Annotated in this window: 13 protein-coding genes and 2 pseudogenes; all 15 read right to left on the bottom strand. The window is 39.4% G+C overall.

The window, feature by feature from the left end; genetic code table 11:
- Window positions 1–79: 79 nt before the first annotated feature.
- Entirely contained in the window at window positions 80–1,051 is a 972-nt protein-coding gene (locus ACFO3P_RS21880) for a PhoH family protein (protein ID WP_042534828.1), read from the bottom strand.
- A gap of 2 nt (window positions 1,052–1,053) precedes the next feature.
- Window positions 1,054–2,271: a sporulation protein YqfD gene (yqfD, locus tag ACFO3P_RS21875; RefSeq protein WP_289584584.1), complete on the bottom strand. Its 1,218-nt coding sequence runs from the start codon at window positions 2,269–2,271 to the stop codon at window positions 1,054–1,056.
- Between the two features lie 114 nt (window positions 2,272–2,385).
- Window positions 2,386–2,685, bottom strand: coding sequence for a sporulation protein YqfC (gene yqfC / locus ACFO3P_RS21870; RefSeq protein WP_084612996.1), 300 nt, complete (start codon window positions 2,683–2,685; stop codon window positions 2,386–2,388).
- Window positions 2,686–2,807: 122 nt separating this feature from the next.
- Entirely contained in the window at window positions 2,808–3,347 is a 540-nt protein-coding gene (locus tag ACFO3P_RS21865) for a hypothetical protein (protein WP_256704817.1), read from the bottom strand.
- 27 nt (window positions 3,348–3,374) lie between these two features.
- Window positions 3,375–4,370 carry a flotillin-like protein FloA gene (floA, locus tag ACFO3P_RS21860; protein ID WP_193063948.1) on the bottom strand — a complete coding sequence of 332 codons (996 nt, stop codon included), beginning with the start codon at window positions 4,368–4,370 and terminating at the stop codon, window positions 3,375–3,377.
- A gap of 27 nt (window positions 4,371–4,397) precedes the next feature.
- Window positions 4,398–5,732 (bottom strand): NfeD family protein, encoded by a 1,335-nt coding sequence (locus tag ACFO3P_RS21855; protein ID WP_193063949.1) that lies wholly within the window; start codon window positions 5,730–5,732, stop codon window positions 4,398–4,400.
- Between the two features lie 232 nt (window positions 5,733–5,964).
- Window positions 5,965–6,411, bottom strand: a complete 447-nt coding sequence (locus tag ACFO3P_RS21850) for a GatB/YqeY domain-containing protein (RefSeq protein WP_193063950.1) — start codon at window positions 6,409–6,411, stop codon at window positions 5,965–5,967.
- 14 nt (window positions 6,412–6,425) lie between these two features.
- The gene (gene rpsU / locus ACFO3P_RS21845; RefSeq protein WP_019377991.1) at window positions 6,426–6,602 is read right to left on the bottom strand and encodes a 30S ribosomal protein S21; all 177 of its coding nucleotides are present in this window, start codon (window positions 6,600–6,602) and stop codon (window positions 6,426–6,428) included.
- Window positions 6,603–6,713: 111 nt separating this feature from the next.
- A complete protein-coding gene (gene deoC, locus ACFO3P_RS21840; protein WP_193063951.1) occupies window positions 6,714–7,379 on the bottom strand; it encodes a deoxyribose-phosphate aldolase in 666 nt (221 codons plus the stop codon).
- 15 nt (window positions 7,380–7,394) lie between these two features.
- The gene (gene mtaB, locus ACFO3P_RS21835; protein WP_042534838.1) at window positions 7,395–8,756 is read right to left on the bottom strand and encodes a tRNA (N(6)-L-threonylcarbamoyladenosine(37)-C(2))-methylthiotransferase MtaB; all 1,362 of its coding nucleotides are present in this window, start codon (window positions 8,754–8,756) and stop codon (window positions 7,395–7,397) included.
- Window positions 8,757–9,495: 739 nt separating this feature from the next.
- Window positions 9,496–10,496: pseudogene (locus ACFO3P_RS21830) on the bottom strand (IS1182 family transposase); the annotation flags it as partial.
- Window positions 10,497–10,648: 152 nt separating this feature from the next.
- The gene (locus tag ACFO3P_RS21825; RefSeq protein WP_042534840.1) at window positions 10,649–11,005 is read right to left on the bottom strand and encodes a DUF2606 family protein; all 357 of its coding nucleotides are present in this window, start codon (window positions 11,003–11,005) and stop codon (window positions 10,649–10,651) included.
- On the bottom strand, window positions 11,006–11,980 hold the full coding sequence (locus tag ACFO3P_RS21820; RefSeq protein WP_193064687.1) for a trypsin-like serine peptidase: 975 nt from the start codon (window positions 11,978–11,980) through the stop codon (window positions 11,006–11,008). It lies immediately after the preceding gene.
- Between the two features lie 373 nt (window positions 11,981–12,353).
- Window positions 12,354–12,754, bottom strand: a pseudogene (locus ACFO3P_RS21815) (transposase); the annotation flags it as partial.
- A 115-nt stretch (window positions 12,755–12,869) separates the two neighbouring features.
- A complete protein-coding gene (locus ACFO3P_RS21810) occupies window positions 12,870–14,075 on the bottom strand; it encodes a Bcr/CflA family efflux MFS transporter (RefSeq protein WP_193064691.1) in 1,206 nt (401 codons plus the stop codon).
- Window positions 14,076–14,108: the final 33 nt, after the last annotated feature.

Raw genomic sequence — 14,108 nt, 5'->3', positions numbered from 1 at the left:
CCATATGCAGCATGGATATCTAAACGTTAATCAGAGATTAATTTTATGATGAACAACAAGGATGAGACATTCTTTTGTCTCACCCTTCGTTCTCACTTTCTGTTTCGTAAGCATTTATTATTTTTTGAACGAGTGGGTGGCGCACTACGTCAGCAGCCTGCAAATGAACAAAGGCTAAGCCTTCGATTGGGCTAAGCATCCGCTCAGCAACCCTTAATCCGGATACGATACCTTTCGGGAGGTCTACTTGTGTCATATCTCCCGTAATAATCATTTTCGAGCCAAACCCTAAGCGCGTCAGAAACATTTTCATTTGAGCCGGTGTTGTATTCTGGGCTTCATCTAAAATAACAAAAGCATCGTCTAAGGTTCTGCCCCGCATATAGGCCAACGGCGCAATTTCAATCGTTTCCCTTTCAATTAAACGAGCTGTATGCTCTGTGCCTAATACATCATGCAAAGCATCGTACAATGGCCTTAAATAAGGATCTACCTTTTCCTTTAAATCACCTGGCAAAAACCCTAGGCTTTCACCGGCTTCGACTGCCGGCCTAGTTAAGATAATTTTTTTCACTAGTCCGTTCTTCATCGCATGAACGGCCATAACCACAGCCAGGTACGTTTTTCCTGTTCCGGCCGGACCTATGCCAAAGACAAGATCCTTTGATTTGATTGCCTGGACATATTGTTTCTGTCCAAGTGTTTTTACACGAATGGACTTTCCTTTATAGTTCTTTGTAATTTCATCTTCAAATAACGTTTCAAACTGTTTTATTTTACCTTTTTTTGCCAAGTCTACAGCATAGACAACATCCCGTTCCGAAACTGTCTGTCCTTTCCGGATAACGCTTAAAATAGTCAGCAGAATCTCTTGTACTAACTGCACTGCTTGATTCTCTCCAGAAACGCGGATGGATTCGCCTCTGGATATAATGTCTACATCAAGTAAAGCTTCCAGCTGTTTTAAATGTTTATCATTTGTACCAAATAAAGCAAGTGCTTCATTGGCACCTTCTAATTGTAAATCAATATCCACTAAGTTTTCGGGCATAATCAGTCTCCTTGAATAATAAGTTCTTCTTTTACAATATTTTCTTCTACCGAAAGATATAAGACTAATTCAACTTTACCATGCTCTATATGTTCATGTAAAATTTTTTCTGATAATACCGTCGCTTCTGGCCCCAGTTCATTTAATAATTGTATTTTAGCCTGCTCCACCCCTGCCTTAATTGCTTCCTCATTAGATCGCTCTTCATCTGTTTTTTCTGTCTCACTAATTTCACTGGAGACATAAGAGAAAGGAAGCTCCCATTTTAAAAAATGAATGGGCTGTTCTTTCCGCTCCTCTTGTGAATGGGAATAATCGGGGTTTTTAAATCCCCAAAATGGAAGCTGTACATCACCAAAACGCAAATAATGCTTCGTTTTCTGATTTCCTGTTATCTCTTCTGTCTGGTATTGAAGTGGCACAGTGACATGAACTTCATACCACGTATTTGCCAACACCTCTGCTTCTGCAGCAATTGGTTTGTCCGGGTCTTCTTCCGTTTCTGTATTATCTTCTCCTTCCTCCGTATTTAAATTACCAGACACTAATATTTTCCCCGGAACCACGTAATCATTCACACTAACTTCAGCTCGTCCTCTAGAAACATACATATTAGTGATGACGCCTTTTTTCGTTGCCACTAAATCTCTTGGTTCTCCAGGGGGGATTTCCTCCACAATCGTTTTTTCAACAGCCTCCAGATGCAATGAGGTCCCTTGAAGCTGAACGCCTGTCCAGAGCAGCTCCGGAACTTCATTTAAGAGCTGGCGTTGAATATCTTTTGGAGTAGCAAGAGAGAATAACCAGACACCCGGATACACTCCAAACGCCTCCAGCTCTGTTTCTATTTTTTCTTCAATTTCTTTTGGCACGCCAGTGATATGAACAGACCATAATAAATTAGACAAAATGAAAAAAAATAAAAAACCAGTAAAAATACCAGCAAGTAAGAATTTTTTTCGGCTGAGCCTCGAAAGAAAAAATGGAAAGCCTTTTTGACCGGCAAAGGAAACTTTATATAAAGAGTTTCTCCTTAACTTTCTTAAGGCTCTCAAATCTTTAAACATAATTGTAGCCTCACAGCACGCAGCATCTATTTTTTTTACATCCCAAATAGGGATGCCCTTGCTGGCACATTTTTGCAGAAATAATTCCGGTTTGACACCTTTCACACGAACAGTAACGTAAGCACGTATCGACGGCGGATTTTGTTTTTTCATTTCAACCTCCCATTGCTTATCTGCTATCCTGAACTTTACATAAAATCATGCTGCGCTTATCAAAAGACGTTTTCTAAAAAGGAAGTTTCCATCAGTTTTGTAAATATGGAAGCATCAATCTTCTTTTTCACCTTCATGATTTAAAAAAATCACCTCAGAAATCGTTCCCTCCAGCATAATTTCTTTTGGAAGCATCATTTTAAGCACAAAGGAATGTCCTTTAATGCTTACAAACCCATTTGTTACCTTTAGTTTAAGCTCTTCATTTGTATACAGTGCTAAGCCTTGATGATTTTCAATATAAAAATGCAAATGTCCAATGATAGTTATGCGCGGCATTTCCATAACAACATCGGATGGAAGAGAGAATTGCTCCATTAAAAGCGAACGGATTCTTTGTTGCCATTTTTTCAATGATGATCCCCCCTCATTGATACATATGTAAATAATGCTTTGAACAGAACTAGATACGAGGAAAAACAAAGAAACACCTTAACCAGCATAACAATGCCGATTAAGGTGTTTGATGTTTCCTTTTATTTTCTTCTTTGCACGATACTTCTATACGGCTGTTTCGCACGCGGCGGTCCTAAGACTTCTGCCATAATAATACCGTTGACTAACCCTTTTCCATCAAGATTTCCAGAAACACGCTTCTTCATTTCGTTCTTTCCTGGGCTATCTGCTTCACCCTTGCGGTCCACAATCAAGTCCTTGAAATTTTGCTTTGCGTCTTTCACATCTTCTTGGGAGGAGGTTTGATAGCGATTTGTCATCCGCTCCATCTGTTTTCTCTGCTGTTCTTCAATACCTCCAGCAGAAACATCCGGCCGTGCTCCCTCTCTGTAGACTTGACGCTCGGCACGAGGCTGCTCTCTTTTTCTTTGTGTCTGCTGCCTCGTTCTCATTTCTTGCGGGGAACGCTGCTGTCTTTGTCTTGACGGCGTCTGTTTATTTGGAGGTGTAGACTGCTTTTTTTTCTGTTCTTCCTGTTTCTTTTTAGAATCACCCAGGAATGCAACTATTCCAGAAATAATGATAATAATAAGAAATAGATTTTCAAATATCCAGTCCATATGCCCCCTCCTTTATTTTCATTTTAATTACTTATTTTGGTCGTCATCCTTATTATCTGTAGAAAGCTTACCAATTGAATCACGCATATCTGTATCAGCATCAATGTTTTGATAGTTCATATAATCCATGACACCCATTTTCCCAGAACGCAATGCTTCTGCTAATGCAAGCGGAACATCTGCTTCGGCCTCTACTACTTTCGCGCGCATTTCCTGTACGCGGGCAAGCATTTCTTGTTCTTGCGCTACTGCCATTGCACGGCGTTCTTCCGCCTTCGCTTGAGCAATATTCTTATCTGCTTCGGCCTGATCCGTTTGAAGAATCGCACCGATGTTTTTACCGATATCCACGTCAGCAATATCAATTGATAAGATTTCAAAGGCTGTTCCAGAGTCCAACCCTTTACTTAATACATTTTCGGAAATGGAATCCGGATTTTCAAGCACCTGTGTATGTGCATTAGAACTACCGATTGTACTAACAACACCTTCACCAACACGGGCAATAATTGTTTCTTCGCCCGCACCACCGACTAAACGGTCAATATTCGCACGTACAGTAATTCTGGCTAAGGCTTTCACTTCAATACCGTCCATTGCAATACCTGCAATAAATGGTGTTTCAATTACTTTCGGGTTTACACTCATTTGTACTGCTTCTAATACGTCACGGCCTGCTAAATCGATTGCAGCTGCACGTTCAAATAATAAATCAATATTTGCCCGTTGTGCTGCAATAAGTGCATTTACTACTCTGTCAACATTACCACCGGCAAGATAGTGACTTTCCAGCTGGTTAGTTTTTACATCAATACCGGCTTTATGCGCTTTGATAAGCGGATTAATCACGCGGTTTGGCACTACTCGACGCAAGCGCATACCGATAAGTGTAAAGATACTGATTTTTACCCCGGCAGCCAGGGCACTAATCCATAGTGCAACTGGAACAAAAGTAAATAAAATTGCTAAAGCAATAACGATAACCGCAATAATGATAAGCGGCATTAAAATATTCTCGTCCATGCTGATTCCTCCTGATTTAAAAAATAATTATTTCACTTCCCTAACAACGACACGAACACCTTCTACACGAATTACTTTCACTTTCTTACCCTTGTCAACAAAAGTGCCGTCAGAAACAACATCGATTGTTTCATTATTTAATTCTACCAGTCCAGAGGGGCGCAGCGGTGTTAATGAGTTTCCTTCAAGTCCGACAAGTTCTAAACGGTTTACGGAGGATACATAACCATCTTCTGTTGCTGTACTGTCCCTTAAAATAATATGGCGGAAAATCCCTTTATCCATACCTATTCTTCTAAATAAGATGATAGCAAGAATCACAGCAATCAAAAAGGCAATCCCTATGCTCATTGACATGTGTACCATATCATACCCTGACATGAATAAGGAACCGATCACCGCAGCTATTCCCAGCACTCCCAGAATCCCACCGGTTACAAAGAATTCTGCTACAATCAGACCGATACCGATAATAAGAAGCAGCAGCGCCTCCATGCCTGCTAATCCGGCAACAACATGCCCGTAGAAGAATAATACTAAGGATACCAGCCCTAATATTCCCGGCACGCCAAAACCTGGAGAGTACAGCTCTACAATCAAACCGATACTGGCAACAGATAATAAAATAGGAATAACAACCGGATGCGTTAAAAACCTCGCCAGTTCTTCTGCCATCGAAGTTTCTGTTTCTACAACCGTTGCTTCAGACAGATTAAGCTCTTCCAGAAGTTCAGCACGGTTAGAAACAATTCCTTCTGCATATCCAACTTCAACTGCTTCTCTTGGGCCGAGTGTCAGGAACTGTCCTTCAGGAGCTCCATACTCCGGTAAATCAATACTGTTATCAGCCATTGCCGCAGCGTAAATAGGATCTCTGTCATTTGATTCTGCAGCACTTCTCATTTGCGCAAGCCAGGCAGATTGTGCTTTCTCATCTGCTGCTGTTCCGTCTTGATTAATAATCCCGCTCGCTCCCATAGTTGCATGCGGATTAAAATAAATATTATCAGAGAACAACGCAATATAAGATCCGGCAGATAGTGCTTCATTGACGATATAAGCCGTTGTCGGGACAGTTATACTTTGAATATGCGAACCTATTTGTCCGGCAGAGTCAACACGGCCGCCAGGCGTATCGATTTCAAAAATAATATGATCTGCCCCGTTTTCCATCGCCTCTGTGGTAGCCCGGTCAATAAATGCTTCCAGGCCTCTTTCCACTTCCCGTTCAATTGGAACAATATAAACTGTTTCACCTTCACCCTGCTCAGCCTCTGTCTGCGCTCCGGTAAATATGGATACAATGGTTAAAACTGTTACAAATAATATGTATACAGCTAACCGCTTACGATGTCTTTTCAACTTGAGTCACCCCCTCCTCCTGCACCTTATCTATATTTACGAAAGTAATCCCTAAAAGGTTTCATTTTTCGTGGATGGGTATACTTTGATAGTACCATATCTCCTCAGGTTAGAGAAAGCTTCATCTAAGTTTGACAAGTTGAATGATTCTTTCTTTTTTTCTTCGTTTCACTGCGGCCATTGATTTTCTGGACAAATTAAAAAACCAACCCCGATTTAGGGTTGGTTTTCTTTATCGCAATTGCTGCTCTACTATTTGTTTAATTTTGGTACCGTCTGCCTGTCCTTTAACCTTAGGCATCACGGAGCCCATTACTTTCCCCATATCTTTCATGGAGCCAGCATCAACTTCTTTTATTGTTTCCTGAATGATCGATGTTAATTCTTCATCTGAAAGCTGTTTTGGTAAATACTGCTCCAGTATTTCCAATTCTTTTTCGGTCTTTTCAACCAAATCTTCTCTTCCAGCATTTTTAAATTCTTGGAGGGAATCTTTTCTCTGTTTAACTTCTCTCGAAAGAATAGTTAATTCTTCGTCCTCAGATAGAGTATCTTTTCCAAGCTTAATCGATTCATTCTGAATAGAAGCTTTTACCATGCGAATAACGCTCAGGGTTTCTTTATCTTTGTTCTTCATCGCCTGCTTCATATCTTGATTTAATCGATCAAGTAGCGTCATACGTCACACCTTCTTTAGAATTTACGTTTTCTAGCAGCCTCTGATTTCTTCTTACGGCGTACACTAGGTTTTTCATAGTGTTCACGTTTACGATATTCTTGTAATGTACCACTTTTTGATACACTACGCTTAAAGCGACGAAGAGCATCCTCAAGAGACTCGTTTTTACGAACGCGAGTTGTATTTGACATGCTAATTTCCCTCCCTCCGAAGCACAAAACCATTTTTAATGCGAGCATGAACATACTTTCATGCCTTTTTAAATTATAATATAATCCCGCTAAGCGGTCAATGGTTATTTATTAATAATCTGAAGTTCCTTCTTTACCAGAGACAATCTCTACTCCGGCGCTTGCACCGATGCGTGTTGCTCCAGCTTCAATCATCGCTTCCGTTGTTTCCAGATCTCGGATTCCCCCAGATGCTTTTACTCCCATCTCCGGTCCGACAGTTTCGCGCATTAATCTGATATCTTCCACGGTTGCGCCGCCGCCAGAGAATCCTGTCGAGGTCTTTACAAAATCTGCTCCAGCTTCTTTTGCTAATTGACAGGCTAATACTTTTTCCTCGTCTGTTAATAGAGCTGTCTCTATAATGACCTTCGTTAAAGCTTTGTTTTTTGCGGTATCTACAACTGCTTTTATATCTGCTTTCACCAATGCTTCGTTGCCAGCCTTCAGTTCTCCGACATTAATAACCATATCTACTTCTGTTGCTCCATTTTCGATGGCCTCTCTCGTTTCATAAACCTTTGTCTGTGTCGTCGTAGCTCCTAAAGGAAAGCCAATGACTGTACATACCTTCACTGGGGAATCCTTTAGTTCACTCACGCAATAAACAACCCAATGCGGATTAACACAAACGGATGCAAACTTATTTTCTTTTGCCTCTTCGACAATTTTTGCAATTTGACTTTTTGTCGAGTCAGGTTTTAATAATGTGTGGTCAATATAAGATGCTAAATTCATGATTGTTATCTCCTTTTATGCGTTTTTTTCTGCAACATGTGTCGCGTGATCCATCACACGTACGAAAACACCTTTATTCACAGGATATCCAGACTCTATTATCTTCACTTTAACAATTTTACCAATCAAATCAGCTGAGCCTTCAAATTGCACTTTCATATAGTTATCTGTATAACCGATAAGCTGATTATCTTCCTGTTCACTTGCATGCTCTTCCGGAATGACTTCCAGCACTTCGTCTTGATATTTGGAAGCATATTCTTTTGCAAGCTGATCCGATAATGTAATCAATTCATGCACACGTCTTTCTTTTACTTCATCTTCCACCTGGTTGTCCATTCTTGCTGCCGGCGTGCCGGTTCTTCTGGAGAATGGGAATACATGAAGCTCCGAATAACCGATTTCTTTAATGAAATCACAGGTCTCTTGGAATTCTTCCTCTGTTTCTCCAGGGAATCCGACAATAACATCCGATGTAATAGCAAGTCCAGGCAATGCTTTTTGTATCTTTTTCACTTTCTGACGGTAAAAGTCCGTGGAATACTTACGGCGCATTCTGGCCAATACCGGGTCAGAACCAGATTGCAGCGGAATATGCAGGTGACGGACGATTTTTTTACTTCTGTCCAGCACACGTATAACCTCGTCTGTAATTTGACTCGCTTCAATCGAACTGATACGGATACGTTCTAATCCTTCTACCTGCTCCAGTTCTTCCAGCAGCATCGCAAAATTATAGTCTTTTAAATCTTCTCCGTATCCTGCTGTATGTATTCCGGTAAGTACAAGCTCTTTATATCCTGCTTCTACTAATTTATTTGCCTGCGCAATAACATTTTCAGGATCTCGGGAACGAAGCAGCCCTCTTGACCATGGAATAATACAAAACGTACAGAAATTATTACATCCTTCTTGGATTTTGAGTGATGCCCGTGTACGGTCTGTGAATACTGGAACATCCATTTCCTCAAACACACGGTTTTTCATAATGTTCGACACGCCGTTAACAGGTCCCTTTGTTTTTTCATGCTCTTCAATATATGCGAAGATGTTTTTACGCTCCTGTGTGCCGACAACCACGTCTACTCCGGGAATCTCCATGATTTCACCAGGAGAAGTCTGTGCATAGCAGCCTGTTACGCAAACGACTGCGTCAGGGTTCTTTCGGATGGCACGACGGATGGTCTGCCTGCTTTTTTTATCCCCTGTATTGGTAACTGTGCATGTATTAATAACATACACATCTGCATCATGATCAAAGTCTACTCGCTCATAGCCCTGCTCTTTAAACATTCTCCAGATGCCCTCGGTCTCGTAGTGATTTACTTTACAGCCAAGCGTATGGAAGCTCACTGTTTTTGGCAATTTTTCAGCCATTTATATATCATCCTTTCATTTCATTTACAATTAATTTTAGTTTATCCGTATTTAATGATATCATAAATAATTAGAAATAGAATACAAAATGAATACAGCGGACGATTTTTAACCACTTGAGCGGTCTTTTTTACCACCTGAGAGAAATAGAGCCACTTTCTGCTGAGACAAGAGCCATTAATAATACAACAGCTTTTTAAATAACAATAATAAGAACCATAGCAAAGCTGCTTACCGTTGACTGTAACACCCGATTTTTAGTATTTGATGGAAGAGGTCTGGATTCATAGCATACTATCAAGTTAACAAAAGAGGGGCTCTACAAGGTCTCATCTTTGTTAGCTTAATGACTATTGGGTCTAGGCCTCGCCAACAGATCTTAGAATTGATTTCCTTTGGTACGCTATTGATAGGGATAGAGTCGTAAAAGGCTTATTTTTTCACTACCTTCTATAAATTTCGCTTTCAATCACAAAAAGAAACAAAGCCAAGAGTGATGAATTCGGAATAACCACCTTACTTGATAAATAATAGGGCACACCTTCAAGGAATCAATCTACTAATTTGTTAAATATTAGTTTACAATCAAAACCACCAGTTCACACTAGTGGTCAGCTTGTAGAGAAAATACCATACTTTCTCTACAAGCTTTTTTATATGGTTTTAAAAAAACAAGAGAAAAACAAGATATATCACGGAAATAAACTCCCATCTATCTACCCTTGCTTGGATAGGCAGATGGCAATTCTTCTCTATTCGGACAAGTATAACTATCTCGGTCTTCATCATAACGAAATTTCCACTTCGGAAATAATCCTTTCGTTGGGTGATAGCGACGGTGAGCGATGCCACCAAATATATTCCGATCAGCTAACCCCTTACAGATTGGATTCGTTAAATACCCCGAGTCTAAAGCTACTGCTTCCACGATAAAATCAAACCGTTTGATCTGCCGGTCTAACCGTTCCAAATAAGGAACCGAATCATGTACATTTCTCGGAGTGACATAGGCGTCTGTAATAATATTATATTTCACATCTGTGGTTCGATGATCTAAGTAACAGAACATTTCTTGTTTGTGGTCTCGGGACATAAAACCACTTTCCGAATCTGTTTTACTTTTTCGAATGGTTTTGACTTGTTTCACTTCCTCTCTATCTTTTAGGGGCTTTTTCCCATTCTGTTTCCAATCCTCTTGAATGGCCTGGTTTAGTTCTTCTATGTAGCCTCGTGTTTCCACTTCGACTTCTTTCCGGCTAAATTTATGTTTATTGGCATTCGCTTTCAAATGAGTGGAATCCGTAAAAAGGACTCTTCCCCCAACCATACGGTGATTGATTGCCTGGAGAACAATTTCATCAAAAATTTCTTGAAAAATCTCCGTATCTTTAAAACGAGTTCGACGATTCCAGCTGATGGTAGAATGATGGGGAACTGGATCGGTCAGTTTTAAACCTAGAAACCAGCGGTAAGCATTATTTGTTTGAATTTCTTTTTCAAATTGGCGTTCCGAACAAATGCCAAAAAAATACCCAACAAACATCATTTTGAATAAAATAAGGGGATCTAGAGTAGGACGACCATTATCTTCACAATAATAAGGTTTTACTTTTCAATAATAAAAGAGGAATCAATGTATCTATCTATTTTTCGTAATAAATAGTCTTGGGGAACTAAGTCTTCTAAGCAAACAAATTCCATTTCGTTTTGCGTGCGTTTTCTCGTATGAAACAAGCTCATCACCGTCTTTGTTTGGTACTTCTATTATACCAAATAATTACGGCCTATTGGACATAAAAATAGACTGTCGAAGGTTTCTCAACAGCCTATTTTTACTGGGTTTTGTCCCAGCCTCTTTTCAAAAATCATAATAAAATACCGACTGTATTTTATTAATTCTCAAGGATAAACGTAAATTCATTATCTTTTTTATCCTCTGAAACAGTAAATTCTTCATATTGAGTTGTATAGTCACTTATAACAAGAGCAGCTTCATAAGTCTCTCCTTCTGCTAATTCCATTTCAGTCCTACCATTAACATCAGTAGGTTTTGGTTTTACACCTATATCTGGAGAAGGCTCGCTTGTTTGTACAATAGTTATAGTAAAATTTTCTACTGGTGACTGATCCTTATTTAAAATAATAAAAACTACTCCTGACTGTAAATTAGCCTCGTTTGAGGATTCTTCTTGTTGACAACCAAATAAGACTAGAAAAAAAATAGTTAGACAGCTTAACAAACGAATCAATTACTCATTACTCCAATATTGAATATTATCAAATACATCTTGTGTTATACGTGTTCCTCTATTTAAAGGGGGATTAGTTCCACCTACTCCATAAGCATGGATGGCTATTGCAGTATGACCAGTATCTGAATAATTTCTGTGAACAGGTGATCCGCTTTGACAACCATATGTGTCTGCATCATATCCTAATTGTCTGTCAGTCACAGAAAGAATAGTTCCAGAATCTGTCCACATAGTACCATTTGGTTTGTCACAAGGATATCCACTAACATTAAAAGTTAGCCCAGATGGATTTGATTCTGCATTTGTAGTACTATATCCAAACCATCCAGTATCGTTTCCTGGAGCTCCTGCTAGTTTAATAGCTCCATAGTCATATTCTGAGTTTTGATCTGCTCTCCACCCAGTAACTGTATACAACGTTTCAAATCCATAACTACCATATGGGGCTGCATTTTCATTTCTGCCGGGTAAAGAGGTCACTTCTTCAGCCCAGCCTCCTTTTCCATGGTCATAAACACAATGTCCCGCAGTTATAACAGTATCCTCATTTACTAAAAAACCTGAACAACCAATTAAATTATTTGGCTCATTTGGGAATTGTATTACTAAACTTACAACAGCTCTATTAGGAAAAGCAGTAGTATTAGTTATACGAGTTCTTTGATCGGGACCTATAATACTATAATTATCGTAAGTTCCTTCAGTAACATCAGATAAATCATCCTCAATTAATGTATGCGAGGTATTGCCTGTCCCTTCAGACGGTAAGGATACATTATTTTCAGAATCCCTTTGTATTATAGGTGCGACATTTTGATTTTTTTCTTCCGATTCTCCATCGTACGATATCGACTCATTCATCTTAATTTCTTCTTTAGCCAAACTATCACTTGATTCTGCTGCTAATACATTTCCCGTAAAGAACAGTAACAACAAAAACGTCAGAAAAAACAACATTCCTACTTTTTTCATTTTAATCATCCTTTACTTTTTTGTATGCGGCATAGCATCTACAAGACTAAGAAAAAAATATCACTCCTTTAATACAAATTACAAGGAAATTAATCCTTTCTTCCTAATATGTTATCATTCTTTATTTGGAAACGCTATCAGTAATGTTTAAATATAGAAAAAATCTCTAGAGATTCATCTTAAAAAAGGATTTTTTTGTTTTTAACTCAACTTTCGCACACTGAAATAGACATGTAACCCTTGATATAGTTAAGTAAACCTGCCACTCATTACTGTACTTGATTTTTGATTAATTTTTGTATTGCTTTATTGATATGCTGGATGGCATCATCAAGAGTCTCGATTAATTTCTGTAAAGCAACAGCCCAATCCAGTTCATCAATTCATCACACACAAGCATAAAAATTACGCCATCGGACCAACCCAAAGTCAACATGCGGAATCCTTTATAAAACCCCATCTTTTGAGAAGCATAATCAAAACACCGGGCTAATAATTCTACTTTTTTGCTTCTATTCCCGGTCATAAGAGGAATCATCGATGATAAATACTTTAGGACGATGATGGCATACTTTCGAGATGACAGAAGAAGCCAAGCAGGAAACGTCGCCAGTTAAAAGTAGACTTGTTTAAAAAGCGATAAACTGTATCTTTCGTCGGAAGATCTGCGAACTTCTTACTATCCAGCATACGAAAACAATTTTTATGTTCAAAGATAAGGCGAAAGATTAATTGAAAAATAAACGCACTGGGAAAGCCAAAAGTGCTTGAAAGCCAGTATTTATCTCTTTTTATTTCTCATATATTCCTTCTTGATTCCCTTATTATGAAGTAATATATGATTGACGCAGTCAGTCCTTTAGTTCACATCAGATAGTTAAATCTTCAATTATCCCTTTACCTCATCCTTTTTAACAAGGGTAAAGAAAACAATAGAACCGATGAGCGTGGTGGTAAATATGATTGCCCCCATCGGAACAGCTGAAGCTTCATTAATACCTGCAAGCGGGGAAAAAATAGAACCCAGCAGTAATGGCAGCATTCCTAAAACGGCGCTGGCACTTCCTGCACGGTGATCCTGTTTGGACATTCCCAATGTAAAGGTGCTTGTCAATATCATTCCCATTGTAATCATATAAATAAATATGAATAAAACAATCAATGCTAAAGGTCCTTCGATAATGGTCATGATAAGCAATAAGGTTGTGACTGTAAGTGCAGTGACAACCGCTGCTTGAAGCATCGTTTTTTCTGGTATAATCCCGCTGAAGCGTCCGATGAGAAAGCTGCCTGTGATAATTGCCAGTCCATTGATACCGAATAATACACTAAACACTTGCGGGGATGCCCCATAGATATCCTGATAAACAAATGGTGTACCAGATACATAAGCAAAGCTTCCCCCATGGATAAAACCAACGACTAAGGCATAGCCGATAAAGGAACGATCCTTCAGCAGACTGCCCATTGTTTTTAACGAAGCTCCTGCTGAGCTTGGAATACGCTTATGCGGCGGCAGGGTCTCTTTAAGCTTTATAGCTACAATGGTAACCGTAAGCAGTCCGACCACGCTTAAAAAGAAAAAGATACTTTTCCAGCTGGTCGAATCAAATGACAGAATAAAACCGCCTATCATCGGAGCGATCATAGGAGCAATCGCATTAATAACCATCAATAACGAAAAAAACTTCGTAAGTGCCTGTCCACTGAACACATCGCGTACAACTGCGCGGGAAAGAACGACCCCTGCAGAGGCAGTCAGTCCTTGTAAAAAACGCATGGCGATTAATAGGGTAATATTTGGAGCAAAAGCACATAGTATGGATGCTACCGCAAACAGACTCGTAGCAATCAATAACGGCTTTCTTCTGCCTTGTGCGTCACTGATGGGACCGGCAAATAATTGCCCGATTGCCAGGCCCAATAGACATGCTGTTAAACTCGCCTGTACGAGTGTAGCGCTTGTGTCTAAATCTCGTGCAATCTCAGGAAAACTAGGTAAATACATATCGATATTAAGCGGCCCTAAAAAAGCAAGCAGACCAAGCAGCAATGCTAATCCTAACCGGGCAGATCCCGTCGGATTATGCTCTATCGATTTTTCTCTTTCAAAATTCAATCCTTCTCA

It is taken from the genome of Oceanobacillus aidingensis, assembly GCF_042654105.1.
GTDB lineage: Bacteria > Bacillota > Bacilli > Bacillales > Amphibacillaceae > Oceanobacillus > Oceanobacillus oncorhynchi.
This window is presented reverse-complemented; position numbering and strand designations above follow the sequence as displayed.

What these genes read in the sequence shown, in the direction of transcription:
- ACFO3P_RS21880 (WP_042534828.1), bottom strand. Translation starts at nt 1,051, where the DNA reads ATGCCCGAAAACTTAGTGGATATTGATTTACAATTAGAAGGTGCCAAT.
- yqfD (WP_289584584.1), bottom strand. Translation starts at nt 2,271, where the DNA reads ATGAAAAAACAAAATCCGCCGTCGATACGTGCTTACGTTACTGTTCGT.
- ACFO3P_RS21865 (WP_256704817.1), bottom strand. Translation starts at nt 3,347, where the DNA reads ATGGACTGGATATTTGAAAATCTATTTCTTATTATTATCATTATTTCT.
- floA (WP_193063948.1), bottom strand. Translation starts at nt 4,370, where the DNA reads ATGGACGAGAATATTTTAATGCCGCTTATCATTATTGCGGTTATCGTT.
- ACFO3P_RS21850 (WP_193063950.1), bottom strand. Translation starts at nt 6,411, where the DNA reads ATGACGCTACTTGATCGATTAAATCAAGATATGAAGCAGGCGATGAAG.
- rpsU (WP_019377991.1), bottom strand. Translation starts at nt 6,602, where the DNA reads ATGTCAAATACAACTCGCGTTCGTAAAAACGAGTCTCTTGAGGATGCT.
- deoC (WP_193063951.1), bottom strand. Translation starts at nt 7,379, where the DNA reads ATGAATTTAGCATCTTATATTGACCACACATTATTAAAACCTGACTCG.
- mtaB (WP_042534838.1), bottom strand. Translation starts at nt 8,756, where the DNA reads ATGGCTGAAAAATTGCCAAAAACAGTGAGCTTCCATACGCTTGGCTGT.
- ACFO3P_RS21820 (WP_193064687.1), bottom strand. Translation starts at nt 11,980, where the DNA reads ATGAAAAAAGTAGGAATGTTGTTTTTTCTGACGTTTTTGTTGTTACTG.